The following is a 23897-nucleotide window of genomic DNA, read 5'->3' as shown; positions in this document are numbered from 1 at the left end:
GAACGGTCAGTGGGTCTGCGGGTCGAACGGGTGGTCGGCGACGTTCGGGCGTGGAGCACCTCGACCCGGGCGAAAGGCCGACACCGTCGGGTCGCCGGGAATCCAGAATCGCCAGGGGAACTCTGGCCCGCCCGCCGCACCAGCAACACCGACGCGCGGACCGTGAGCGATGCACGGCGCCATGGATTCGGGGAGTACCAGGCTGAACGGCGCGGCGAACAGCGAGCGTCCGTCGTGCACGTCGCGGCGGATGCCGAGTGCCTGGGCGACATTGCCCGGGCCCCGCGCGAGCTGCTGTGCCTGGATGGTCGCTTCAGGCCGACGGGCGCTGCGCCGTCGCCGCGCCAGATCGGCGCCCGCCCGCACCTCGCCGGCGCGCAGCAGCACCCCGGAGGCCGCGCCCTCGGGCGAGCACACGACATTGATCGCGAAGTGCATGCCGTAGGAGAAGTAGACGTAGGCGTGGCCGGGTGGGCCGAACATCGATGCGTTGCGGTCAGTCCTGCCGTTTCGTGCGTGCGACCCGAGGTCTGGTGGTCCTGGCGATCCGACACCGTGGTATGCCTCGACCTCGGTGATGCGGAGCGAGACTGCGCCCTCGGGAGCCTCGACTGTCAGGAGTGCGTCGAGCAGCATCGGCGCAACCTCGAGCGCCGGTCGTGAGAAATCATCAGGGGTCATCGCCCACCATTGTGGCAAACCGTGTGCTGCGCTGGGAGGCGACCCGTACGCTGCTGGCGATCAGCCTGCTGATTCGAGGCGTCTGCTCGACCTCGACGCATACCATGGGGCCAACGCCGCACCCGCAGCGTTGAACCGATCCACCGAATCGCTCCGTCGATCCGCACTGCCCGGAGGTCGCTGTGTCCCAGTATCCGATGCCGTTCCCGTCTCCCCGTGACGCAGGCGCTTCGGGCGAACCCGGACGCCGCTTTCCGAAAGCGACGGTGATGGCCATCGGCGTGGTCGTCGCGCTGATCGGTGTCGGTCTGGTGGTGTGGCCGTTCTTCTCGGCGAGCTGGATTCTGGTCGTGCTCTTCGGTACGGCGCTCATCGCCAACGGCATCGCCGTACTGGTGCGCGGCCGCGGTTCGATCACCGCTGGAATCGGTGGCGCACTGCTGATCGTCGCGGGGCTGATCGCGATGGCGTTCACCGGGGCGACGGCACGTGCGCTCGTGAGTTTCGCCGGCTTCGGGCTCATCACGATCGGCGCCCTGTGGCTCGCGGTCGGCATGCGATTCGCGCGGGTGCGACCCGGTGTGGCGATCGTGCCCGGCGCTGTGCTGGTGGTGGCGGGCGTGCTCGCCCAGGTCTGGCCGGGGGTCGCGCTCGCGATCGCCGCGGTCGTGGGCGGCATCGTGCTCGTGCTCATCGGCATCGCGATCGCCTGGGGTGCGACGCGGGCTCGGCCGGGCGTCGGCCCCGATGACGCATCGCGCACGACGATCATCATCTGAAACGATGCCGCGACCGGCCTACTCGCGTTTCGATGCCGGCTACGAGCGACGGCGGATCGCCAGCACGGCAGTCACCAGGCCAAGTGCCGCACCCGCGCCGATTCCGACCGCCATCGTGCGGGCGGAGCCGAGCGCTGCCGGGCCGCCTGCCGCTACGAGCACGCCGACAACCGCTGAAGACACGGCGTTCGCGATGAGCTGGGTCGTGCTCACGCCGGCGGCGGCTTTCGCGCCTTCGACGGGATCGTCAGTGCTGCGCATCGCGGCGACGCTCAAGTGCGGGAATGCCATACCGATGCCGCAGCCGGCCGCGAACAGCGCGATCGCCCAAGCTGCCACGCGCCACGCGTCTGCGTCGGGCGCCACCAATGCCGAATAGGTGCCGAGGCCGGCTGCGAGGAGCGCCGGCCCCAGCACGATGACGGTGCTTCGGCTGCGGTTCGAGGTGAGATTCACGCTGCTGAGCTGCGCCACCGTCCAGCCGACCGAGAGCGCCGCACCGAGAAAACCGGCGGTGATGGGGGAGAGCCCCGCCAACTGCTGCCCGAAGAGCGGAATGAATGCCTCGGTCATCGCTCCGGCGCTCAACAGGCCCAGGGTCAGGTACACCCACTTCAGCGGATTGCCGGAACGGTACGTCGACTGGGGGAGCACGGTTGCCGCTGCCCGGCGCTCGCGGAGCACGAATGCGACGAGCAGCGCAGTTGCGATGACGAGGCCGATGACCGTGCTCGCACCGCGAGGGAGCACCGCGGTCACGCTGAATGCGGCGGCGGCCAGCGCGAGCAAGACGAGCGCGAACACCGGCACAGGCGGTACCGAGGCGCTTTCGTGTCCTGCGGCGTGCGCGCCCGGCACGGCGCGCCGCGACACCCAGGCAAGCGCGAGCGCGATGACGGCGAGCAGCACGAACGCGCCGCGCCACCACCCCAGCTGTGCGAAGACCCCGCCGAGCGTCGGGCCGAGCAGGTTGCCGACGCCCCACATCGCGGAGACGAGCCCGGCCGCGCGCGTCCAGAGCCGATCGGGGAGGGCGGAGCGAATGACCGCGTAGCCGAGCCCGGCGAGCAGGCCACCGCCGAGGCCCTGGATCGCCCGACCGAGGAGCAGCACCTCCATCCCCGGCGATACGGCGTTCACGAGCGTGCCGGCGGCGAACACGAGAAACGCCGCGACGTAGGCGACGGCTGGGCCGAATCGCGCAATGGTGCGCGTGACGAGCATCGACGTGATCACCGACGCGGTGAGAAACGCGGTCGCCGCCCAGGCGAAGTACTGGGCTCCGCCGAACTCCTGGACGGCTGACGGGAGCAGCGCTGCGGTCACGTACACGTTCGTCGCGTACATCGCGACGCCACCGGCGAGCACGAGTGCGGCCGGCAGATACTGCGGGCTGAAGAGTTCGCCCCAGCTTCCCGGAGAGGGGGTGCGGCGCGCCTCGGGGCGCCGGGCGTCTGAAGCGATCGGGATCTCTGAGGTGTCACGTGGCATGATAGCTACGGTAAAACCTCAAGTTACGTTGAGGTCAAGTGGAGAGGAGCCGGCCGTGTCGCGAGCGCCCACCGACCTGCTCACCGTCGGTGAAGTTGCCAGACGCACCGGCGTCGCGGTGTCTGCACTGCACTTCTACGAGCGCGAGGGGCTCATCGCGAGTACGCGCACCGCGGGCAATCAGCGTCGGTATGCGCGACACGTGCTCCGCCGGGTCTCGATCATTCGCCTCGCCGCGCGCATGGGCATCCCACTTTCGGAGGTGGCGGCTGAGTTCGGTCGGTTGCCCGAAGACCGAATGCCGAGCAAGCGCGACTGGGAGCGCATCAGCGCGCACTGGCGCGGCCGCCTCGAAGCCCGTCGGCGCGAGATCGAACGGATGGAACGCGAGCTCACCGGCTGCATCGGCTGCGGATGCCTCTCGTTGCGGACGTGCCGCGTCTTCAACCCCGAGGATGCGCTCGGGGCCGAGGGAGCTGGGCCGCGCCTGCTGCCGGAGATCGACCCCGAGTGAACGGGCTATCGGGCGTCACTGATCCGATGCTCGTCGACCGTGCCCGAGATTGTAGTGCCGTTGAGGTCGAGGTACACCTGACCCTCGGTGCGCGACACGGTGAGGGTGTTGCGACGCGCCAGTGCTGAGACGGTGCCGTCGAGGAGCGTGGAATCGAGGGCGAAGAGGGCAACATCGTCGGCTCGGTGGATCGTCTTGCCCGACCAGGCCGCGAGTACTTTCGCCGGATCGCGATGCGTGTAGACGACGGCTCGCTCGGCGAGCTTGCTCCCGGAATGCACCCGCGCCGCATCGGGTGCACCGACCTCGATCCAGGCGGTCATCGCGCCGGTGAGGTCGCGGACGAGCACAGCGGGCTCGTCGGTCGTGGAAACGCCACCGCCGAAGGCGATGCCCTCGACATACTCGAAGCAGTACGCCAAGATGCGCGTCGCCATGAACGCCTCGGTCTCGGAGGGGTGCTTCGCGACCCGAAGCGTGAACTGCTCGTACACGCCGCGGTCCACGTCGGCCAGGTCCACCTCGAAGGTGTGCATCGTCGATCCGATCGCCATAACTCCCGAGTCTACGGGCTCACGGCGGCGAGGATTCTGGCAGCGGGCTCCCATGTATCGCTCAGCATGTCGGTTTATGTTGCTGAGTATCGTTCGAACGAGCATCGGAGGCGGTCATGCATCAGTCATTCGGAAGTTTCGGATTCACCCCGGGAGCTGCCGGGGAGTCGCTCTGGGAAGCTGTAGACCAGTTGCGCAGCGGCTTCGAGAAGCGCGCCGGTTCTCGGGTCGCTCGCGGAGACGTGCGGGCCGCCGTGCTTTCGCTGCTCGCCGAGGAGCCAATGCACGGCTACCAGATCATTCGTGAGATCGAGCAGCGCAGCGGAGGGTCGTGGAAGCCGAGCGCCGGTTCCGTGTACCCGACGCTGCAGCTGCTCGCCGACGAAGGCCTGATCAGCGCTGAAGAGTCGAACGGGCGCAAGACCTATGCGCTGACGGACGCTGGGAGTGACGCCGTCGCCGAGGGCGAGGGCGAAGCGCCGTGGAAGAGTGCTGCGACTTCGGGGGAATCCCCGAAGCGCCACGGCGCACTGGCCCAGGCCGGCTTCGATCTTGCCCAGGCGGCGACGCAGGTCGGTCGCACCGGCACAGCCGAGCAGGTCGCCGAAGCGGTCGCCGTGCTCGAGCGCGCGCGCCGTGAGCTGTACGGCATCTTGGCGCAGGACTAAGGGGTGCCGGTCGGAAGTCTGACTGAGTCGCGCTCGGACGCTGCTGCAGTCGCCGAGATCGACCGGGCCCGGTACCGCCGAATACTGCGATTCGCATCGCGGCACCTCGTGGTGGCGTGGTGGTTCGAATTGGTGCTGCCGCGGTTCGGTCTCGGGTTCATCGCGGAGCGCACGCGGTCGCGGCGCATGCAGCGGTTCGCGCGATCGTTTCACGCGTTCGCGATTGAGCTCCGCGGCCTCATGATCAAGGTCGGGCAGTTCATGTCGTCGCGACTCGACGTGCTGCCCCCGGAGGTGACGGCCGAGCTCGAAGGTCTGCAAGATGAAGTGCCGGCGGAGTCGTTTGCCGAAATCGCGCGTCTCGCGGAACGCGAGCTCCGGGTCTCGCTCGGCTCGGTGTTCACCGAGATCAACCCGGAGCCCGTCGCTGCGGCTTCACTGGGCCAGGCGCACCGCGCGGTGCTCAGCGGCGCACTAGCAGCGGACGCCGGGTTCGAGCGTGCGGTACTCAAAGTGCAGCGTCCCGGCATCGACGGGGTCGTTGCCGTCGACCTGGCAGCGCTGCGCCGGGTGGGGCGCTGGCTGAGCCATGTGCGCCTCGTTTCGCGACGCGTCGACATGCCGGCGCTCGTCGAAGAGTTCGCGGCAACGAGTCTCGAAGAGATCGATTACCTGCACGAGGCCGCGAATGCGGAACGTTTCCGCGAGCATTTCGCGGACGACCCAGGAGTCGGGGTACCCGAGATCGTCTGGGAGCGCAGCAGTACGCGGGTACTCACGCTCGAAGACGTCACGGCGATCAAGATCACCGACGTTGACGCGCTGCGCGCTGCCGGCATCGACCCCCATGAGGTCGCGCTGCGCTTCGCGCGCGTCATGTTCGATCAACTCTTCACCCACGGCTTCTTCCACGCCGACCCGCACCCCGGCAACGTCTTCGTCACGCCGACCGATGGCGATTGGCGGCTCACGTTCATCGACTTCGGCATGATGGGGGAGGTGCCGTCAGGCACGCGCTCCGCTCTGCGATCGCTGCTCGTCGCCGCGGCATCGCGCGACGGGCGCGGTTTGGTCAATGCCATGCAAGAGGTCGGTGTGCTGCTGCCCAGCGCCGACACCGCCGAGCTCGAACGGGCGATGACACAGCTCTTCGCCCGCTTCGGCGGCATGGGCTTCGCGGAGCTCCGCGATGTGGACCCGCGCGAGTTCCGCGACTTCGGCCGCCAGTTCAGTGATGTCATCCGTACTCTCCCGTTCCAGCTCCCCGAAAACTTCTTGCTCATCGTTCGCGCGATCTCGTTGACGTCAGGCGTATGCAGCGCGCTCGACCCCCGATTCAATTTGTGGGACGCCGTCGAACCCTACGCGCAACAACTCATTCGCGAGGAGCGCGGCAACCTCGTTCGCGACTTCGCGGGGCGGGCCCTGCGGACGGTGCAGGCAGCTGCGCGTGTGCCCGGTCGGCTCGACGCGATCCTTGGCCGCATCGACGATGATGATCTCGAGGTGCGGCTGCCGCGTCTCGAGCGGCGTCTGCAGCGACTCGAAACAGCGCAGCGCCGGATCATCGCCGCGGTGACCGGCACAGGCCTGTTGATTGCCGGCGCCGTGGTGGTCAGTGCGGTGCCGGTGCTCGGCACCGTGCTCATGATCGCGGCGGCGGTGCCGTTCATCGCGGTGTTGGTGGGATTCTTGCGGCGCTGATGCGCGCCTTGGCGAACCGAGGAGTAGGGCGTGCGGGGCTTGAATCCGCGACCGTCGGATTACGAGTTTGGCGCCCGGTCGAGGTACTTTCCGTATGGCGTGATGAGCGCGAATTGCGCGCGCTCGCAGCGGTGTGACACTTCCGAACGACGCGAAACTTCTCCAGGAGTACCGGCTTCACCTGCTCCGTCAAGGCCGATCGCCAGGGACACTCGAACAGCGTCTTGGTGACGTGCGGCGCTTACTCGAGGCGATCGGCCCCGCAGATGCGATCAGCCGGCAAACTCTCGAATCGTTCATTGATGAGCGCACCAAACATTGGTCCGCGGCGTGCCGCAAGAAGGTGTACGCGTCGTATCGGATCTTCTTCTACTGGGCACGCAAACGACAGCTCATCCAGAACAACCCTGCGAAGCACCTCGCCGTCGTGAGAGTCCCCAGGTACCTCCCGAGGCCGGCGCCAGAAGATGTCGTGATCGAAGCATTGGCGGAGCGCGACTTATCGAGTCCGCAATGCTGAGCCTCGCAGCAGCGCAGGGGTTACGCCGGGCGGAGATCGCGACCGCTCACCCCATGAATCGTGACGGAGACCTGCTGCGGGTGACCGGCAAAGGATCAAAAGAACGTGTGGCTCCGCTAGATGTGCTGACGTTGAGTTTGCTCGAGCAGTTCGAAGCGATGCAGGGGCGTCAAGAGTTCTACTTCCGGGGAAGGTTCGGGGGACACCTGCACCGAGCCACCGTGTACAAGTGGTTGAAGCGCTATCTGGGCGATGACTGGAGTACCCATAATCTGCGACATCGGGCTGCGAGTCTCGGGCTCCGTGTGACGGGGGATCTTCGAGGAGTACAGGAGCTGTTAGGTCACGCGTCGCTCGCGACAACTCAGGTGTACACGCTCGTGGACACGCATCAGCTAGCGGCGATTGTCGAGGCGACATCGCTGCAACGCAAAGTAATCGAGCACCGGCTCAACAAGGTGCTCCTGAAGTCACCGACTCAGGACGTCCAGACCGAGGATGTCCTCGCGGCGATGAATGTGCTCGCGACACATTTGCGCGACATTGAGAGCGACACGACACTCGCGGCTTGAAGTCGTGTCGCGCTAGGCCGACGACAGAATGCTGAGTGGCGCGACATCGTTGACGTCCTGGTAGATGTCGCGGATCGCGCGCAGAGCAGACATGTCGCAAGTCGATGTCGCGTCATATGGCGTGTCGCAAAGTATGTCGCTGGGTGAGTGGCGACCGTGTCGCTGTCGCTGTCGCTGTCGCTGTCGCTGTCGCTGTCGCTGTCGCTGTCGCTGTCGCTGTCGCTGTCGCTGAACGTGAATGTGCAGTGTCGCGGAAGTAGTTTGCCGCGTTTCGGCCCGGCCGTCTTCCTGAAGTGATCCTCACTAGAACCCGTCTAGGTGTACTGACCCGGATCGTTGTTGACATAAGAGAAGCCCCCGGTGTCGAGTTGGAGCTGTCTAGTTCTACATCTCGAACCACGGAGGCTTCTCATGTCCCACGCTAACGCCCGACTGGCTCCCGCGGGCCGTTTGATCATGATTCAGCGCATCCAGTCCGGGCGTGCGGTCGCGCATGTCGCCGCTGAGATGGGGGTCTCTCGCACGACTGCGTGGCGGTGGTGGCGCCGATTCCGTGAGTTGGGGATCGTGGGCTTGAAAGATCGATCCAGCGTCGCGCACACGCATCCCAACCGCACCAATGCGTGCGCGGAGACTCGTGTGCGGATCATGCGTGAGTTGACCCGCCGCGGCCCGGTCTTCATTGCGGGCAAGCTCGGCATGCACGCCTCGACGGTCGGACGGGTGCTGCGCCGCCACCGGGAACCATTGCTGCGCGATATCGATCCCGTCACGGGAACTCGGATCCGCGCAGAACGACGATCCGCGAACCGATACGAGCACGATCATCCAGGCTCGTTGATCCATATCGATGTCAAGAAACTCGGCCGCATCCCCGACGGTGGCGGTTGGCGGCTACACGGTCGTCGCGAACGACCGAACCGGAAACGGGGACACGGGTACGACTATGTCCATACCGTGATCGATGATCATTCGCGTGTCGCGTACGCCGAGATCCACGATGATGAGAAAGGTGTTACCGCGGCTGGGGTCTTGGAGCGTGCGATCGCGTTCTATGCGTTGCTTGGGGTGCGGGTCGAGCGTGTCATCAGCGATAACGCTTTCGCATACCGGCACTCCGCAGTGTTTCGTGGTGTTCTTGACGCTCACAACATCGCGCAACGGTTCATTCGTCCGCATTGCCCGTGGACGAATGGGAAAGTCGAACGCTTGAATCGCACACTCGCGACGGAGTGGGCGTACGCGCGGCCGTGGGCGTCGAACGAGGATCGCCGGGCAGGGTTGACTGCCTGGCTCGATTATTACAACCTGGACAGGCCCCATCTCGGTATCGGGGGCCAATCTCCGATCGATCGCGTCAACAACGGTCGAGGTCAGTACAGCTAGCCGGCTTGGGATTGGTCAGCGTGGGAGTGGCTCAGATGAAAGAGGCGAACAATCGTTTCGTGAGTGTCATCGCGTTGTCTGTCATCCTGGTTCTATGGGGTATTTGATTCACGGGACGCACGAGTATCAGTTTGAAGATCGCTTGCTCGGGCATCTGAAATTCGTCATCGGACAGAAACTGTTGAAGCAGGAGAGCTTCTTCTTGAGCTGGACGAAGTCGGCGGATGAAGGCAGCGGACGAGTGTCTCTCTGGATGTCGTCGTACGTCACCCTCGCGTTCAGGTTTCATGACAATGCGAACACTGAGTTGAACGCGACGTGGATCAAAGTGTTGTCAGCCCTCTCCCATTCAAGTCGTGGTCTTGTCGTGCTCACGGAAGAAGAAGCCGAGAAGTACGCGAAGACTAATCCAGCGATGCTCTGAGCCGGGCGCTGGATTTTCCGGCGTTATGAGGTGCTGCGCGGTGCCTGATCAAGGTAGTCGGGGAATTCGGCTGTGACTGTGATGACGATGTCTTGCATCTTCCAGTCGAGTCGATGCAGCTCGTCTCTGAGATGCTCAGCGCGTTCAACAGTGAGGCCTTCCTCGCCGGGTACGAGGAACGCTTCGAGATGGAACACCTGACCCTCATCGCGGAGTCGTATACCGGCCTCTTTCACCCACCGTTTGGAGCGAAGCACCCTGAGTATGTCGTCCGCGAGCGGGTGGGCATCCTGGTCATCGACTGTGCGGGAGCGCTGGTCCATGAGATCGAGCAGCGCGGCTTTCGTGTTGCGCAGGCCATCCCAGATGATGCCGAGCGAGATGAAGATGGCTGCTGCTCCATCGAGCCACCACCAGCCGATGCCGACACCGAGCACGCCCACGATCGAGGCCACGTTTGTTTGCCAGTCGGCCTGTGCCATGTCGGCGTCGGCGTGCAGCAACTTGTTGTGCAGCACCGGGGCGAGTTTCGCTTTCGCTGGTCCGTAGAAGAAGACGGGCCCGACCACGACGATGACCATCACGATGACCATGAGCCATCCGAGCCACACGGTGTGACCGAAGAGGTTCACGGTGCCGATTGTCGGGTGCTCGGTAGCGAACAGTCCGAGCGCGGACTCGACGGCCAAGCTTCCACCTACGGCGATCAACGCGACGCCGGCTACGAGGTGTCCGATGCTCATCGACCGGTGCTGACCGAATGGTCGATTCTTCGTCGGGCGACGGTGAATGAAAAACAATGCGACAAAGAAGGATAGCTGTGGCAGGAGCGACAGCATGTCTTCGATCCACGCCGTTTTCATGGCCTGCGAGCTCCCGAGCACGAACGCCACCAGCACAATAGTGATCGAGGTGTAGCAAACGGTAAAGATTTGCCAGCGCACGGCTTTGCGCAGCGCCTCGACCTGTTCTTCGGGCAGATGCTCGGCCAGCCTCACGCGCAGTTTTGGGCTCATCGTGAAATTCCGCGCGCATCGATGAATGCTTCGAAATTCGCGAGTAGCGCGTTCTCGCCGAGCGGTACGAAAGCGACGAGTTCGTTCGATTCGGACTCGCTCACTGAGAAGGGGCGTGAGAGGCCCGCGCGATCCAGCCACGGCGACTCCTCAGAAAAGTTGCCAAAGGCGATGTCGAGTCGTCCGTCCTCAAGTTGCCGCACGAGGCTCTCTTCGCCTGCGACCACCCACTCTGGGGTTGCATTTATCGAGTCTGCATATGCGCGTGCGAGTTGAGGGAGTGGCCCTGCCGGGGGAGAGCCGGGCTCGGCGAGCCCGGCTTCGACGGTAATGCCGATCCTGAGCTGTGCGCCGGCCGCATGGGACAGCGAACCATTTGGATCGGAGGGGATAGTGACGCCGCACCCGCTCAGTGCCACCAGAGCGAGGGCGACGAGCCCGACGCGCAGTCTGTGCAACATACGAGAATGGGGCATTGCTTTCCTTCCTCGACTCTTGTTCTTGATGGATCAGCTGATTCACCTTTGTCTGTCGGCAACCCACTGCGCAATCCCCTTGTCGGTGCCTTCGTCTTCGTCCAGGATTCGTTTTGGAGGACGGTACTACTCGTTCACACGTTTTAGGAGGAGGGCGAGCATGGAGAACCGGGCACCGTGCACCGTTTCCGAAGCGTTCGAGCATGCGAAGCACATCGCACGTGAATTTCCCTCGCCCGGCCTCGGAGCGACGCGGAAGCTCTGGGATCGTTTGGTGGCGCTCGCGTCCGATGACCTCGGGATTGCGCGAGCGATCGAGCCGCACCTCGACGCGTGTGCGATCTTCGAACAGGCAAGCCTGCCGCGACCCGAGGGGGTGTGGGGCGTGTTTGCTTCTGAGGGCGGCGCGCACCCCGTTCGCGCAACACAGGCTGATGATAGATGGACGATCTCTGGCGAGAAACAATGGTGCTCGCTCGCGGCTGAGCTCGACGGTGCGCTGGTCACCGCCGCCACTGACGCGGGCCCGGGCCTTTTCGCGATCGACCTGCGCGGTTCGGGGGTGCATGTGCGTGAGGGCGCGTGGGCGGCGCGCGGGCTCGTCGAGATTCCCAGCGGGCCGGTCGCATTCGACAACGTGCGGGCGACGCCCGTGGGTGGGCCCAGCTGGTATCTCGAACGCGATGGGTTCTGGTGGGGCGGTATCGGCGTTGCGGCCTGCTGGTTCGGCGGAGCGATCGGCCTGATACGTGCGTTGCAGCGTGCCGCGGCCGCGAAGCCCGATCCGTATCGCACGGCGCATCTCGGTGCCCTCGACACTCTGCTGCATGCGTGCCGATTGGCGCTGCACGACGCTGCCGACGCGATCGACGATCGCCGTGAGGTGAACGGCCCGCTGCTGGCGCATCGTGTGCGCTCCCTCGTCGCTCGCACCTGCGAGGAAGCAATTTGGCGTGTCGGGCATGCACTCGGGCCGGCCCCGCTGGCGATGGATCGGGATCATGCCAAGCGCGTGAGCGACCTGCAGTTGTACATCCGTCAGCACCATGCCGAGCGTGATGACGCTGCGCAGGGCACGCTGCTGCTGCAATCGGAGACCCTGCAGTGGTGACCTTCGACGCGGCAGAACCGGGCACGTCGCGAGAAATCTGGGAGCAGGACGCGCGATTCGCCGCACTCCCGGAGTTCGACCCGACGCAGTACCCAGCGGTGCTCGTGTTCGCCGCGCACCCCGATGATGAGACGCTTGGAGCCGGTGGGCTGATTGCCCGGTGCGCCGACGCGGGGATTCCGGTGCACGTGATCTGCGTCACCGACGGCGCGGCCTCGCATGCAGACGTGCACGACCTCGCTGCGATTAGACAGCGGGAGCTGCAGGAGGCGCTGCGGATCCTGCACCCCGACATCGTGCTGAGCTGGCTCGCCTTCTCCGACGGTCGCGCTGAAGCGCAGGCTGCCGAGGTATCACTGGCGATCGCTGAAATCTTGGACGCGGCACCCTCCGGGGCGCTCCTGGTGGCACCCTGGCGTGGCGACGCGCACCCCGATCATCGGGTAACGGGACAGCTCGCCGTGCGGCACTCGGGTGGGCGCACCGTGCTCGAATACCCGATCTGGATGTGGCACTGGGCATCGCCCCATCACGATGCAACCCCCTGGCAAAACCTCGTCCAGGTTGAGATCGACGCCGGCATCAAACAGCGGGCAATCGAGGCCTTCGCCTCGCAGGTCCGCGTGCCGACAACCGCGCAGGGAGAGCCACTGCTGCGAGCCGACTTCCTCGAGCACTTCCGCCGGCCGGTCGAATCCTTCGTTGCATCGACCGAAGCGTTCGGTGTCGACTACTTCGAATCGTTGTACGCGAACTCCGCCGATCCGTGGAGTTTTCGCACCCGCTGGTACGAGTCGCGCAAGCGCGCCATCACCCTGGCGTCGCTGACTCGCGAGCGCTTCGCGAACGCGTTGGAGATCGGATGCTCGGTGGGGCACCTGACTGAGATGCTCGCCGAGCGCTGCGATGCCGTGCTCGCGGTTGATATCGCGAAACGCGCGATCGCCGAGGCGAGCACGTCTGCGCTAGCACACGTGCGCTTCGAGGTGCGTGATGCGCTCGCAGATTTTCCCGAGGGCCCATTCGACCTGATCGTGCTGTCAGAGGTCGGCTACTACTGGGGCGAGCCCGAGCTGCGTGAGATCCGCGCGCAAATTCGGGATCATCTCACCACCGACGGGCTCCTGGTCGCGTGTCACTGGCGGCACCCGGTGGCGGGTCATCGACTCAGCGGTGACCGTGTGAACGCGATCTTGCGCGAAGAGCGCTGGCACCGATTGGTCACGCACACCGAGGAAGACTTCGTGCTCGAGGTCTTCGGCTGCGACGACCGATCGGTCGCGGCGCGCGAGGGGCTGACATGATCACGCACATCGCTGTGGTGGTTCCGGCGAAGAACGAGGAGGACCGCATCGAGGCGTGCCTGTCAGCCGTGCGTGTTGCGGCATCGCGATGCCCGGTTTCCGTGTCGATCACGCTCGTTGCCGACACCTGCACAGACCGCACGGTCGAGCGAGCTCTGACGTTTCGCGGGGTGCGCGTCATCGAGGTCAGCGTCTCGAACGTGGGAATCGGCCGAGCCACCGGAGTGCGGAACGCGCTGGGGCGCTGTGGCACGGACGTTCGCGGGGTGTGGATCGCCAATACGGACGCCGACTCGGTCGTGCCGGCGGACTGGCTCGTGCAGCAGCTCTCGCTCGCCAACGCAGGGGCGGATCTGGTTCTGGGGGATGTGGTGCCGCACACCGATGAGTACCCGCGCACGCTGCAAGAGGAGTGGGCGTACGCGCACCCACCGGGACGCGTGCGCACCGAGATCTACGGCGCGAACCTCGGCCTGCGCGCCGCGGCCTATCTGCGCGTCGGAGGGTTCGCCCCGCTCTCCGAGCACGAGGACGTCGATCTGGTGCGGCGGCTCGAACACTCGCGCGGAGTGCGGGTGCGGTACTCCGAAGCGGCCCCGGTGCAGACGTCGGCACGACTCGAGGGGCGAACACAGGGCGGCTTCGCGGGGTACCTCCGCGCGGAGCGAGCGGCGATGTCGGTGGGTGCTGCGGCGGTGTGATCAACGACAGATCGGCTGAAATCACCGCATTCCTGCCGCTACGGCGTCTCAGCGGAGCGGAGCCTCGCAAGCACTGCTTCAAGCGCGGCTTCAACGGTTTGGAGCATGACTTCGATCGGTGAGCCTCGAAACGCATGTGTTGCGACATTGGATGATCCGCCGGCGCTCACGACGGCCAATACGACGGTACCGGCTGGCTTTCCCTCATCCGGCTCCGGACCTCCAACGCCGGTGACGGCTACCGCAATGTCGGCGAGGAGATGACGCCGCGAAGACTCAGCCATCCCGATCGCCGTCTCTTCCGTTACCACCGGACCGCGCGGTGTCCCGAGCAGCGTGTACTTGACTTCCGGGTGATACGCGATGATGCCGCCTCGGAACCATGAACTGGAATCGGGGGCGGCAGCAAGCGCCGCTGCCAGCTGCCCTCCCGTAAGTGATTCGGCAACGGCAATTGTGCGGCTCTGCTGCGACGCCTGCTCAGCGACCTCGCGCGCGAGTTCATCTACTCGCCCTCCGAACACGGATTCAATCACGGTCGCTTTCTCCCTCACTGTTCGTCGCACGTGTGCACTGGCGAATCTGACGTTACGGGCTACCGGAAGCGAGCACATGGGGCTTGACCCGATACACTGCTGCGCGCAACCCCCTGTAACCGCCAGCGAAGTCACAGCAGCGTAGACCTCATACTGGCCAAGGTTCACGAACGAGGAGGAATTTGATGTCCGAATCGCAGTCTGCAACGTCCAACGATCTAGACCATCGGCTGCTCCGTGTCGCCATTGTTGGGGCTACCGGTAATTCCGGGACAGCGCTCGTACGCGCGTTAACGAATTCCTCGAAGGTGGAGTCAGTTGTCGGCATCGCACGTCGAAAGCCGGACATTTCTGTCGAACCGTTCTCCGCCTGTAAGTGGGAATCGATAGACATCGGCGCTGCGTCGGGCGAGGCCGAGGTCTCACACGAGCTCGCGCGAGCATTCGCGGGCGTCGACACCGTGGTCCATCTTGCCTGGCTCATTCAACCCATTGCTGAACGAGAACTCTTACGTCGAGCAAACGTCGAGGGAACGCGTCGAGTCCTGCATGCCGCCGCTGCAGCGGGCGTCGCGCATGTTGTGGTGGCCTCCTCGGTCGGCGCGTACGCAGCTGATCCGTCCAGCGTGCTGCGCACCGAGGAATGGGACCGGAGTGGTATCGAGTCGTCTCAATACAGTGTTGACAAAGTGGCACAGGAGGAGTTGCTTGATGACTTCGCCACTCAGTGTCCCGATGTCATTCTGTCTCGGGTTCGGCCCGCGCTCGTGTTCCAACGAGACGCTGCATCATCGATTCAACGGTACTTCCTGAGCCCCGCAGTGCCCGTTCAGGCACTGCGGCATGCTCGATTGCCTGCGTTGCCGCTGCCGTCCGGGCTGCGTGGTGTCCAGGCCGTCCACGCTGACGACCTTGCGGATGCGTATGCTCGCATCGTCGTGCAGCGGGCGGCTGGAGCGTTCAATGTGTGTGCGGATGATGTTCTTGGCGCTCAGGAGCTGGCCGAGATCGTGGATCACGGCCGTTACTTCGAACTCCCCATACCGATCATGCGCGGGTTTGTCACAGCAGCTCATCGATCAGGGCTCATTTCCGTTGATGCCGGCTGGTTTGACCTCGCGCTGGGTGCGCCACATATGGATGCGTCGCATGCCAAAGCGACGCTCGGCTGGGAGCCGAATCATACGGCCAAAGACGCTCTTCGCGAGCTCCTGCAGGGCATGGTCGACGGGGCGGGTGCCGACTCGATCCCGTTGCGTGCCCGATCCCTGGACGAGGCGCGACTCGCATCGCTGAACAGCACGCCGACGGAAGGTGCCGAATCTGCAGGTGCTCCCGAAGCGCTGGGATCGCTGGGCGAGTCACCCGACATCGATTGGGAACTGCTCGGACTGTACCTTTCCGACCATCTAACTGGTGCCACGGCAGGAGCTGAGCGCATCGGGCGCATGTGTGACACCTATGTGGATACTCCGGTCTACACCGAGCTCTCCGAGCTCGCCGAGGAATTGCGAGTCGAACGCGGGTTTCTCTCACATTTGATCGACGATCTTGGAGTACGCAGTCGACCGTATCGCCAAGCCGCGGCATGGGTGGGTGAGCGCGTGGGGCGCTTGAAGCTCAACGGGCGCGTGTTCTCACGGTCGCCGTTGTCACTCGTGCTGGAAGTCGAGTTGCTGCGCAGCGCCGTGGTCGGCAAATTGGGTCTCTGGCAAACTCTGGCCGAGCACGCGATCGAGCTCGGCCTCGACGCTGATGTCTTCGTAGCGCTTGGCCAGCGCGCACTCGAGCAGGCAGAAATGCTGAGCAAGGCTCACGAATTCGCCCGCGAGCGAGCGTTCCGAAAGAACCGCACGACGTTCGGCGTGGACGATTCGACGGGTAGCGCTGAGCCTTCGGAAACGCCGAGGGGCACAACGCGATTCGGGGCAACTCAATAAGGTCAGTACGTCAACAATGACCGTTTCGGTGTATTCAGCGCTTAGCGCGCCCGTATGCGCTGAGAGAGACTGAAAGTACTCACACTCTACGTTTGTCAATGGGATGGAGTACGCGACGGTGGGTTGTTAGGTTCAAGCACATGATGACCCCAAATCCTCGCAGCCTTGGCGATAGCTTCCCCGACGATCCTCGTTCGCTGGAACCCCATAGCGAAGCGGCCACAGAAAGCGAAGGTGGCGACAACGGTGGGGACCTGCAACGATCTGAATCTGAAGATGAGCAGAGCTTTCAAGATCCGATGACGGAAGAGGATGTCGCCTCAGGTGGCCCGGCTGATCCGCCGAAGAGCTAGACGATTTTGAGCCGTAGACCCCATCACTTATCCATCTGAATCTTGTGGCACGCGACCCGATCCCAGATGGTGTGGAGAAGGAATATGGAAACGAGCGTGCTTTCGGTCTAGCAGTAACCTTTGCGATCCTAACGTTAGCCATGAAGGAGCGGAACGTTCGCTCCGATCATCCCGTATTCATGATTTCCTTTAGGATCAACTCCCGAGCGTGCCGGTTCGCATTCATCTTCCCAAGGGGAGCGAGCATCATGTGTCAATGCTTCGTATGCCTTCGGCTCTGACTGAAGAGCATCTGACAACCGTTTCGAATCGGATGTGGAGCCGTACGGCTCCGACGTTCTAATCTTCATGTTGGCACCAATCCCACAGGCTTGCCGTGCCGAGCCGTCAATTTACTCGAGCGCGTGTGCACTATCGTCCTGCTCTCGAAAAAGGTTCGCACTGGGGTGGAGAAATCCCGTGTGGAGCGTAAAATCTAGAGACCTAGCGGCGGCGACCTTGGGCACGAGAAGCGTCGATCGACTCCTCGCGTACAAGTTCGCCTTCTCCTTATGTGCATTTCTCGAGGAAACGCCACCCGCGAGTTGCAGACACGATCCGTGTATGTGACCGAGCAAAATCCAGACCTCCGCCGGAATCGTTCTCCTGCGGCCGCTAACCTCACAGCTCAATGAGATAAATCTCTCACCTCAGATAGTGAGGCCAGACATATGTAGCGGCTCAAATCTGACTGCACCGCTGTGCGAGTTTTCGTCGTAGGGCGTGAGGGGCTTGAACCCTCGACCGACGGATTACGAGTTTGGCGCCGAGTCGAGGTCCTTTCCGTATGGCGTGATGAGCGCGATTTGCGCTCGCTCGGAGCGGTGTGACACCTCCGAACGACGCCAAACTCCTGCAGGAGTACCGGCTTCACCTGCTCCGTCAAGGCCGATCGCCTGGGACACTCGAACAGCGTCTTGGTGACGTGCGGCGCTTACTCGAGGCGATCGGCCCCGCAGATGCGATCAGCCGACAAACTCTCGAATCGTTCATTGATGAGCGCACCGAGCATTGGTCCGCGGCGTACCGCAAGAAGGTGTACACGTCGTACCGGATCTTCTTCTACTGGGCCCGCAAGCGACAATTCATCACGTCGAATCCCGCGAAGCATCTCGCAACGGTCAGAGTCCCGCGGTATCTGCCGCGGCCAGCACCAGAAGACGTCGTGATCGAAGCATTCGACGGAGTACCACTTATCGAGTCGGCAATGTTGAGCCTCGCCGCGGCACAGGGGTTACGCCGGGCGGAGATCGCGAGCGCTCACCCAATGAACCGTGATGGGGACCTGTTGTGGGTGACCGGTAAAGGTTCCAAGGAGCGTGTTGTTCCGCTCGACGTTCTTACGCTGAGTCTGCTCAAGCAACTTGAAGCGATGCAGGGCCGTCAGGAGTTCTACTTCCGAGGCCGGTTCGGGGGACACCTGCACCCCGCCACCGTGTACAAGTGGTTGAAGCGATACCTCGGCGATGACTGGAGCACCCATAACCTGCGACACCGGGCTGCGAGTCTCGGGCTGCGTGTGACGGGGGACCTTCGAGGTGTGCAGGAGCTGTTGGGTCATGCGTCGCTGGCGACAACTCAGGTGTACACGCTCGTGGACACGCATCAGCTTGTTGCGATCGTCGAGGCGACATCGTTGCAGCGAAAGGTGATCGAGTACCGTCTCAATAAGGTGCTGTTGAAGTCGCCAACGCAGGGTGTCCAGACCGAGGATGTCCTCGCGGCGATGAGTGTGCTGGCGACACATTTGCGCGACATTGATCGCGACACGACACTCGCGGCGTGAAGTCGCTGCGCTACTTGTCGACGGCAGGCTGCCGAAGACAGTGCCATCGTTGACGTCTAGGTGCATGTCTCGAGTCGCGAATAATGGAAAGGTCGCGAATCGATGTCGCGACAATCGGGGTGTCGTTCCATGTGTCGCCGGGGGGAGTGGCGACCGTGTCGCTGTCGCTGTCGCTGTCGCTGTCGCTGTCGCTGTCGCCTTTCTCTCAGTCGCCAGCGAATGCGGACCGAAGTTCTGAAGCGCGCACGATGTCACCTTCAATCGCGCGAACCTCTTCTGGTCGGGCGGTCGGATTCCGGTTGAGTTGCTCGAGGATTGCGAACCCAGCAGTGATTTCTTGATCAAGACCGGCGAGTACGGACTGCTGTACGCTCTTAGGCAGGCGTAAAAAAGGCGTCAAGTTCTTTGTCATACTTTCAAACTTACTGACGAAGTGTGGCTGGGTCACGAGGGTCCACTAATGAAGGTCTTTCGAGCGCGATAGGCCGTGCGTGTGCTTCTGGCGCTCTTTGGGACCTTGGGGATGGAATGGCAATCGTCCCCGTTCAGGACTCCGAGATCCCGGGCTTGGTGCGGAACTGCCCCGAGGTCCAAAGTTGGGAAACAGGGACCACGGGGCAGTTATCCCATCATGCCTGCGGGTTCTGGCAAGCGCAAGCACCCCATCTTCTTAACGTGAGGGTCGGAAGACGGGGCGCTTCCTGCGTTTATCGCGCAGGGTTTGCCGACTCCGGCTGGGCATCGGGGGATGAGCATCGGGCGACAAGCCACGGTCCCACACCGCATGCACATTTAGCGATTTGTCTAACTTTGAATCGCAGATTCTTCGTCACTTGCACAAAGACCCCCTCACTTTGCCGGGGCTTCGTGAGGGGGTCGTGCTGTGTATGCAATGCAAGCGCTGGCCTCGAACTATCAGCATTGGGGATGTATCAAGGACTCGAGGCCAGCAAGATAATCATGGCACATGCTCCGCAAAGATAAAGCGGCCGTCTTCATAACTTCACCAGAGAAGACGGCCGCCTGTCGTCGCGAATCTGAGTGGCTATGGGGCTACACGCGCGACGACGGGATTAATCGTTTCACGGGGCTGTGTGCCGCGACACTCGGTTGCGCGAGAGGCGGAAGTCCGACATCCTTCCCCAGACATGAGCTGCCCCCTCGCCCGGGTGTGGAAACGAGGGGGCAGAGTGTCTCATCTGTGCGAATCAACGTGTCCCGAGCCTCGACGGTGTATGGGGTACACAAGGACGATCAAGGCCGGTCGAAAGACGAGCTTGCCATGTTTCCCAAGATTATGGAAGTCACAGCAACTAACCCAACTGATGAATTGCTTTCTGGATTGCACAACTTATGACATACTTTTCGGCATGGGGTACATTACACACGGAGACCGTGAATACGAATTCGAAGACCGCACGCTTGCACACCTCAAGGTGGTGATCGGGCAAAAGCTCAGCCGGCGTGAGGCCTTCTTCCTCAGCTGGGCGCTTCCGACGGTTAAGGGCAGCGGGCGATACGATCTCTGGATCTCGGGATATTCGCCGATCTCGTTCCGGTTCTCAGGTGGAAAGCAGCCCGACCTTAACCAAGACTGGCTCCGAGCCATGCTCGCGATCTCGCACAGTTCACGCGGCCTCGTCGTGCTCTCCGAGCTGGACGCCCTGAAATGGGCCGAACGCAATCCCGTACTCGCCGCTTAGGAAGACGTCATGACGGAAACGACAACACAGGACGGCTCTGAACAGCTCCGTGAAAAGTTGCGTGGGGCCTTGGAGTACGAGCTGCAGAATCATCCCTTTGCGTGCGGACCTTTCGAGAACCCATACGGTGGTGACGAGCCTTCGTTCGATGAGCTCATCCAACCGCGCCTGCTTGTACTTGACCGCTCAGACGATAGGCCCGTGCGATACGCGGACCGGCTTTTCGCCAGCACATAGCTCGTTGCTACCTCGATAAGACGTGTACCGGTTCGGGTACGGGATTTGGAGAGCTAACACTAGCCGTCGATAACGGCTGCTAATGACGATCTCGCCACCCCGCCAACCAACGTAAAGTGACGACGCCGCAGATCGCGCACACCCTCACCGGTCACCGCGGAGGCGCTTGTCCCGCAGATGGGGCGCCACTGAAGGGCTCGCGGTTTGGTGTGAGCACGCACTGCTTACGTTTCGCCCTTCCGGCACGCTGGTGATGGTGTGCTCAGGCCCGTTGCCAGGCCTTCCCGTTAAGTAGCCCTGGACTTCGTCGAATCCCTCGTCCCGGAGTACAGCGAGCTGGTGCGCGGTCTCGACGCCCTCGACGAGCACGGTGGCTGTGAGGGCGTGGCCGAGCGCAAGAATCGCTCGGAGGACGCCGCGAGTTCGTGAAGTTTGCAGCGATTCGTGAAGGACCGATCGGTCGATCTTGACGCGATCGAACGCGAAAGTGAGGAGGGTGTCGAGGGATGAAAAACCAGTGCCGAAGTCGTCCAATGCGATCAACACCCCAAGCTCTTGAAGTGACTCGAAGGTGGACACGACTTCTCTGCGATGCGAAATGAGGATCGACTCCGTAATTTCAAGTTCGAGTCGATGAGGCGCAAGCCCAGTGTTCTGAAGCGCGGTCTTGACGGTTCCGGCAAAGTCGGGGCCTTGCAGCTGCGCAGCAGACACATTCACCGCAATGCGGGCATGCTCACGCCATTGCGATGCCTCTTGGCAAGCGCGGGTCAGAACCCACTCTCCAAGCTCAACGATGCTGCCGTTCGCTTCGGCGAGCGGGATGAATTCGCCGGGGTGAATGACGCCAAGAATAGGGTGCTGCCACCGAATAAGTGCTTCGTATCCCACAACCGACCCATCACTGAGGGAGGCTTGGGGTTGATATTGCAGTTCGAATTCGCCGCGGTGTATTGCCCCGATGATCTGCCGATCAAGCGCGCGTCTCGAGGCGGAGGTCTGGTGAAGTCCTTCCCGGTAGCGTACTGGTGACTTCGCGCTGATTTCTTTTGCTTGATACATCGCTGTATCAGCGCAGACCAGAAGCTCTGACACCTCGATTGCGTCTTGGGGGAACGTGGCCACGCCGATGCTGGCATCGATGACACGTGCATCCTCGTCGACGGTGAGTCTTGAAGCCAGCGATTGAGTGATCGCGCTCGCGAAATGCGTGATGTCCGACGGTAGAGGAGTCAGTGCGGCGGCCGCGAACTCATCGCCGCCGAGCCTGGCGGCGATGATGCCGAGGTGTTCATTCGCTCGTAGCTGATCGGCGGCAGTCTTGAGTAAGGTGTCGCCAACGGCATGTCCGTAGGTGTCATTGACGAGCTTGAAGTCATTCAGATCTATGACGCTCACGGAAAATGACTTCTGCTCGCTGGCCCAGGCATCGAGCTGCTTCAGGAAGCTTGATCGATTCCACATTCCGGTGAGTGGGTCCGTGGAGGCCGCTAGGTGCAGGGCTCTTGCATTGTCGCGCGCGACGGTAACATCTCGGGTGATTTTGGCAAAGCCGATCAGGATGCCTGCGTCGTCGGTGACGGTGTTCATCGTGACGTGCGCCCAGAATTTGGAGCCGTCTTTTCGGACACGCCAACCTTCAGTTTCGAAACGACCCGCGTTTTTTGCCTCCGCGAGATTTCGTTCGGGAACTCCGGCTATTCGGTCTTCGCCAGTGAAAAATGTGGCAAAGGGTTTACCAATGATTTCGTCGTTCTCATAACCCTTAATGCGCTTCGCGCCAGCATTCCAGCTGCCCACGATTCCGTCGGGTGTCAGATAGTAGATCGAGTAGTCCTGGACTGCCTCGACAAGAAATCGAAACATCTGTGCGTCATTGTGCATTGCAAGCTTTCGACTGGTGGGCGGCAGCCGAACCCTGTAGTGAGCATTTAGTGAGGAATACCCCCATGTGTTCTTCGATGAGCGTTTCGCTGCGTGCATAAGCAACCTAACAGTGCGGCAAACAGCTACTGAACCCATTGTCAAAATGCAACCGGTGGAGTAGGACCCCGATGCTATCTACTGTGGATCGGAGGCGAGTAGGGGAATGCTCGTTTTCATAAGGTGCAACATTAGGGGGCTAAGTAATGAAGTATCCGATGAGTCCAGAGCAACTGGCAATCGAATTGGGGCACCGCGAGGGAATTCATGCTGGAAGTCGAGTGCGTAAGTTCTTACGACTACGGTATCCGGAGCATGTGAAGTACGAGCCGTGGCAGATCGACGAGGCAATGGCGGATGTCGTCCGCTCTCACTTTAAGATTCGCGCTCACTATGATCGTCGAGCGGGCCGTCGCCCGAGAATTCTTGACCGGGATAGGTGATCGCAGCGACACCCGTGAATGATCGATCTACTGATGTGAACGGCGCGCAGCCTTTTCGGCATACATTGCTGCGTCTGCGACATCGATGGCAAGTTGCATCATTTCGTCATGGGGCATGCCTAAGGAGTATCCAATCGAGGCTGGGACGCTTGCCTGCGACAAGGCATCACCGAACCTCTCAAAGTGGGCTGAGATGGTTTTGCTACTGACCCCATGCGCGAGAATCGCGAATTCGTCCCCGCCAATGCGGGCTACTCGATCTTTCGTGCCGGCTGCTTCCTGCAGCGCGTGAGCGGCGCGTATCAGGAGCGCGTCGCCGGCCCCGTGACCTTGAGTGTCGTTGACCGATTTGAGGTTGTCGAGATCGACGATTGCGACCGCGATCGGGTCGCCGAAGGCGGATATTCGTTGTTGTGCGTTTTCAACGTTCTGCATCCATCCGCGGCGATTCAGTAGACCGGTGAGCGGGTCGGTGTGGGCCCGCGCTTCTGCTAAAGCTGCGCGTTGCTTTTCCCTGTCGACGTCTCTTGCTAGTCGAAGCTGAGAGGCAAGCAACCCACTCAACATTTTTAGGAGGTCCTCGTCTACGTGCTCGCGTCCTTTCAGCGGTTCTCTACGTCCGCCGCAAAGCACGCCGAAGACGTTGCCGTTTTCATCGGGGATCATGTATCCGGCGTAGGAACCAATTTGGTGCGAGATTTCGAGTCCGGAGTAGTCCGGATCCTGTCGAGTGTTTGGAACGACATGCGCGGCGCCAGCCACCATGCGTTTACAGAACGTCTGGTTCCAATCCATGCGCGCATTATCGTCAAAGAACTGCTCGTGATACACGTGCACGAACACTTGCTCGTCATCAAATATTCGTGCCACCGACCAGTCTGTGAGCGGGGTGTGCTCATTGAGATAAGCGATAACCGATCTTGCCGAGTCCGTAAACGCCGTCGCGCCAGGCACTGAAGCAGAACCAGAACCGTCGTGAACGGCGAGATTTTCCGGATGGCGGGGGACAATCATCGTCACAGCATAACTTTTCTCT

24 protein-coding genes are annotated in these 23897 nt (G+C 62.5%); 15 read left to right on the top strand and 9 right to left on the bottom strand.

What is annotated here, in order from left to right:
• Nucleotides 1–6: 6 nt before the first annotated feature.
• Entirely contained in the window at nt 7–681 is a 675-nt protein-coding gene (locus ACZF5Y_RS08525) for a DNA-3-methyladenine glycosylase (protein ID WP_497532209.1), read from the bottom strand.
• Nucleotides 682–863: 182 nt separating this feature from the next.
• Between ACZF5Y_RS08525 and ACZF5Y_RS08520 the strand changes: the two genes are divergently transcribed.
• A complete protein-coding gene (locus ACZF5Y_RS08520) occupies nt 864–1460 on the top strand; it encodes a DUF308 domain-containing protein (protein ID WP_497532208.1) in 597 nt (198 codons plus the stop codon).
• Between the two features lie 39 nt (nt 1461–1499).
• Here ACZF5Y_RS08520 and ACZF5Y_RS08515 read toward each other — a convergent pair whose 3' ends face one another.
• Nucleotides 1500–2951, bottom strand: a complete 1452-nt coding sequence (locus ACZF5Y_RS08515) for an MFS transporter (protein ID WP_497532207.1) — start codon at nt 2949–2951, stop codon at nt 1500–1502.
• A gap of 55 nt (nt 2952–3006) precedes the next feature.
• Between ACZF5Y_RS08515 and soxR the strand changes: the two genes are divergently transcribed.
• Nucleotides 3007–3465, top strand: a complete 459-nt coding sequence (soxR, locus tag ACZF5Y_RS08510) for a redox-sensitive transcriptional activator SoxR (protein WP_497532206.1) — start codon at nt 3007–3009, stop codon at nt 3463–3465.
• Nucleotides 3466–3470: 5 nt separating this feature from the next.
• Here soxR and ACZF5Y_RS08505 read toward each other — a convergent pair whose 3' ends face one another.
• A complete protein-coding gene (locus ACZF5Y_RS08505; RefSeq protein WP_497532205.1) occupies nt 3471–4019 on the bottom strand; it encodes a YaeQ family protein in 549 nt (182 codons plus the stop codon).
• Nucleotides 4020–4135: 116 nt separating this feature from the next.
• On the opposite strand from ACZF5Y_RS08505, the gene ACZF5Y_RS08500 reads away from it, so the two are divergent.
• From ACZF5Y_RS08500 to ACZF5Y_RS08475, 6 genes are all read left to right on the top strand, one after another.
• Nucleotides 4136–4687: a PadR family transcriptional regulator gene (locus tag ACZF5Y_RS08500; RefSeq protein WP_497532204.1), complete on the top strand. Its 552-nt coding sequence runs from the start codon at nt 4136–4138 to the stop codon at nt 4685–4687.
• 3 nt (nt 4688–4690) lie between these two features.
• On the top strand, nt 4691–6391 hold the full coding sequence (locus ACZF5Y_RS08495) for an ABC1 kinase family protein (RefSeq protein WP_497532202.1): 1701 nt from the start codon (nt 4691–4693) through the stop codon (nt 6389–6391).
• A 513-nt stretch (nt 6392–6904) separates the two neighbouring features.
• Nucleotides 6905–7483 carry a tyrosine-type recombinase/integrase gene (locus tag ACZF5Y_RS08490; RefSeq protein ID WP_497532201.1) on the top strand — a complete coding sequence of 193 codons (579 nt, stop codon included), beginning with the start codon at nt 6905–6907 and terminating at the stop codon, nt 7481–7483.
• Between the two features lie 147 nt (nt 7484–7630).
• Nucleotides 7631–7780, top strand: coding sequence for a hypothetical protein (locus ACZF5Y_RS08485; protein ID WP_497532200.1), 150 nt, complete (start codon nt 7631–7633; stop codon nt 7778–7780).
• A gap of 114 nt (nt 7781–7894) precedes the next feature.
• On the top strand, nt 7895–8869 hold the full coding sequence (locus tag ACZF5Y_RS08480) for an IS481 family transposase (RefSeq protein ID WP_497532199.1): 975 nt from the start codon (nt 7895–7897) through the stop codon (nt 8867–8869).
• Nucleotides 8870–8963: 94 nt separating this feature from the next.
• Nucleotides 8964–9293, top strand: coding sequence for a DUF7882 family protein (locus ACZF5Y_RS08475; protein WP_497532198.1), 330 nt, complete (start codon nt 8964–8966; stop codon nt 9291–9293).
• A 23-nt stretch (nt 9294–9316) separates the two neighbouring features.
• Here the strand turns inward: ACZF5Y_RS08475 and ACZF5Y_RS08470 are convergent, their stop codons facing one another.
• Both ACZF5Y_RS08470 and ACZF5Y_RS08465 read right to left on the bottom strand, forming a co-directional pair.
• A complete protein-coding gene (locus ACZF5Y_RS08470) occupies nt 9317–10309 on the bottom strand; it encodes a cation efflux transmembrane domain-containing protein (RefSeq protein ID WP_497532197.1) in 993 nt (330 codons plus the stop codon).
• Nucleotides 10306–10770 carry a hypothetical protein gene (locus ACZF5Y_RS08465; protein WP_497532196.1) on the bottom strand — a complete coding sequence of 155 codons (465 nt, stop codon included), beginning with the start codon at nt 10768–10770 and terminating at the stop codon, nt 10306–10308. Before ACZF5Y_RS08465 ends, ACZF5Y_RS08470 begins: the two co-directional genes overlap by 4 nt.
• 175 nt (nt 10771–10945) lie before the next feature.
• Between ACZF5Y_RS08465 and ACZF5Y_RS08460 the strand changes: the two genes are divergently transcribed.
• Genes ACZF5Y_RS08460 through ACZF5Y_RS08450 form a run of 3 tightly spaced genes read left to right on the top strand, consistent with a single transcriptional unit; the run spans nt 10946 to nt 13901 of the window.
• Nucleotides 10946–11896, top strand: coding sequence for an acyl-CoA dehydrogenase family protein (locus ACZF5Y_RS08460; RefSeq protein ID WP_497532195.1), 951 nt, complete (start codon nt 10946–10948; stop codon nt 11894–11896).
• Nucleotides 11890–13200 carry a PIG-L family deacetylase gene (locus tag ACZF5Y_RS08455; protein ID WP_497532194.1) on the top strand — a complete coding sequence of 437 codons (1311 nt, stop codon included), beginning with the start codon at nt 11890–11892 and terminating at the stop codon, nt 13198–13200. Before ACZF5Y_RS08460 ends, ACZF5Y_RS08455 begins: the two co-directional genes overlap by 7 nt.
• Nucleotides 13197–13901, top strand: a complete 705-nt coding sequence (locus ACZF5Y_RS08450; protein WP_497532193.1) for a glycosyltransferase family 2 protein — start codon at nt 13197–13199, stop codon at nt 13899–13901. Before ACZF5Y_RS08455 ends, ACZF5Y_RS08450 begins: the two co-directional genes overlap by 4 nt.
• A 38-nt stretch (nt 13902–13939) precedes the next feature.
• On the opposite strand, the gene ACZF5Y_RS08445 is transcribed toward ACZF5Y_RS08450, so the two are convergent.
• Nucleotides 13940–14437: a CinA family protein gene (locus tag ACZF5Y_RS08445; RefSeq protein WP_497532192.1), complete on the bottom strand. Its 498-nt coding sequence runs from the start codon at nt 14435–14437 to the stop codon at nt 13940–13942.
• Nucleotides 14438–14622: 185 nt separating this feature from the next.
• Between ACZF5Y_RS08445 and ACZF5Y_RS08440 the strand changes: the two genes are divergently transcribed.
• The 3 genes from ACZF5Y_RS08440 (at nt 14623) to ACZF5Y_RS08430 (ending at nt 18555) form a co-directional block, all read left to right on the top strand.
• Entirely contained in the window at nt 14623–16377 is a 1755-nt protein-coding gene (locus ACZF5Y_RS08440) for an NAD-dependent epimerase/dehydratase family protein (protein ID WP_497532191.1), read from the top strand.
• A 140-nt stretch (nt 16378–16517) separates the two neighbouring features.
• Nucleotides 16518–16730 carry a hypothetical protein gene (locus ACZF5Y_RS08435; RefSeq protein ID WP_497532190.1) on the top strand — a complete coding sequence of 71 codons (213 nt, stop codon included), beginning with the start codon at nt 16518–16520 and terminating at the stop codon, nt 16728–16730.
• Nucleotides 16731–17934: 1204 nt separating this feature from the next.
• Nucleotides 17935–18555 (top strand): tyrosine-type recombinase/integrase, encoded by a 621-nt coding sequence (locus tag ACZF5Y_RS08430; protein ID WP_497532189.1) that lies wholly within the window; start codon nt 17935–17937, stop codon nt 18553–18555.
• Between the two features lie 205 nt (nt 18556–18760).
• On the opposite strand, the gene ACZF5Y_RS08425 is transcribed toward ACZF5Y_RS08430, so the two are convergent.
• Nucleotides 18761–19003 carry a hypothetical protein gene (locus ACZF5Y_RS08425; protein WP_497532188.1) on the bottom strand — a complete coding sequence of 81 codons (243 nt, stop codon included), beginning with the start codon at nt 19001–19003 and terminating at the stop codon, nt 18761–18763.
• A gap of 922 nt (nt 19004–19925) precedes the next feature.
• On the opposite strand from ACZF5Y_RS08425, the gene ACZF5Y_RS08420 reads away from it, so the two are divergent.
• Nucleotides 19926–20258, top strand: a complete 333-nt coding sequence (locus tag ACZF5Y_RS08420; RefSeq protein WP_497532187.1) for a DUF7882 family protein — start codon at nt 19926–19928, stop codon at nt 20256–20258.
• A gap of 381 nt (nt 20259–20639) precedes the next feature.
• Here the strand turns inward: ACZF5Y_RS08420 and ACZF5Y_RS08415 are convergent, their stop codons facing one another.
• Together ACZF5Y_RS08415 and ACZF5Y_RS08410 are read right to left on the bottom strand one after the other, a co-directional pair.
• On the bottom strand, nt 20640–22379 hold the full coding sequence (locus ACZF5Y_RS08415) for a putative bifunctional diguanylate cyclase/phosphodiesterase (protein ID WP_497532185.1): 1740 nt from the start codon (nt 22377–22379) through the stop codon (nt 20640–20642).
• 509 nt (nt 22380–22888) lie between these two features.
• On the bottom strand, nt 22889–23875 hold the full coding sequence (locus tag ACZF5Y_RS08410) for a sensor domain-containing diguanylate cyclase (protein ID WP_497535317.1): 987 nt from the start codon (nt 23873–23875) through the stop codon (nt 22889–22891).
• Nucleotides 23876–23897 lie beyond the last annotated feature (22 nt).

The organism is Leucobacter sp. WKLB1 (assembly GCF_059696215.1).
Note: the sequence above shows the minus strand (reverse complement) of the source record. Positions and strands in the feature narration are given on the sequence as shown.

Coding starts and splice junctions, on each gene's coding strand:
- ACZF5Y_RS08505 (WP_497532205.1), bottom strand. CDS start 4,019: ATGGCGATCGGATCGACGATGCACACCTTCGAGGTGGACCTGGCCGAC.
- ACZF5Y_RS08450 (WP_497532193.1), top strand. CDS start 13,197: ATGATCACGCACATCGCTGTGGTGGTTCCGGCGAAGAACGAGGAGGAC.
- ACZF5Y_RS08515 (WP_497532207.1), bottom strand. CDS start 2,951: ATGCCACGTGACACCTCAGAGATCCCGATCGCTTCAGACGCCCGGCGC.
- ACZF5Y_RS08500 (WP_497532204.1), top strand. CDS start 4,136: ATGCATCAGTCATTCGGAAGTTTCGGATTCACCCCGGGAGCTGCCGGG.
- ACZF5Y_RS08525 (WP_497532209.1), bottom strand. CDS start 681: ATGACCCCTGATGATTTCTCACGACCGGCGCTCGAGGTTGCGCCGATG.
- ACZF5Y_RS08420 (WP_497532187.1), top strand. CDS start 19,926: ATGGGGTACATTACACACGGAGACCGTGAATACGAATTCGAAGACCGC.
- ACZF5Y_RS08460 (WP_497532195.1), top strand. CDS start 10,946: ATGGAGAACCGGGCACCGTGCACCGTTTCCGAAGCGTTCGAGCATGCG.
- ACZF5Y_RS08415 (WP_497532185.1), bottom strand. CDS start 22,379: ATGCACAATGACGCACAGATGTTTCGATTTCTTGTCGAGGCAGTCCAG.
- ACZF5Y_RS08465 (WP_497532196.1), bottom strand. CDS start 10,770: ATGTTGCACAGACTGCGCGTCGGGCTCGTCGCCCTCGCTCTGGTGGCA.
- ACZF5Y_RS08480 (WP_497532199.1), top strand. CDS start 7,895: ATGTCCCACGCTAACGCCCGACTGGCTCCCGCGGGCCGTTTGATCATG.
- ACZF5Y_RS08490 (WP_497532201.1), top strand. CDS start 6,905: ATGCTGAGCCTCGCAGCAGCGCAGGGGTTACGCCGGGCGGAGATCGCG.
- ACZF5Y_RS08470 (WP_497532197.1), bottom strand. CDS start 10,309: ATGAGCCCAAAACTGCGCGTGAGGCTGGCCGAGCATCTGCCCGAAGAA.
- ACZF5Y_RS08440 (WP_497532191.1), top strand. CDS start 14,623: ATGTCCGAATCGCAGTCTGCAACGTCCAACGATCTAGACCATCGGCTG.
- ACZF5Y_RS08475 (WP_497532198.1), top strand. CDS start 8,964: ATGGGGTATTTGATTCACGGGACGCACGAGTATCAGTTTGAAGATCGC.
- ACZF5Y_RS08435 (WP_497532190.1), top strand. CDS start 16,518: ATGATGACCCCAAATCCTCGCAGCCTTGGCGATAGCTTCCCCGACGAT.
- ACZF5Y_RS08410 (WP_497535317.1), bottom strand. CDS start 23,875: ATGATTGTCCCCCGCCATCCGGAAAATCTCGCCGTTCACGACGGTTCT.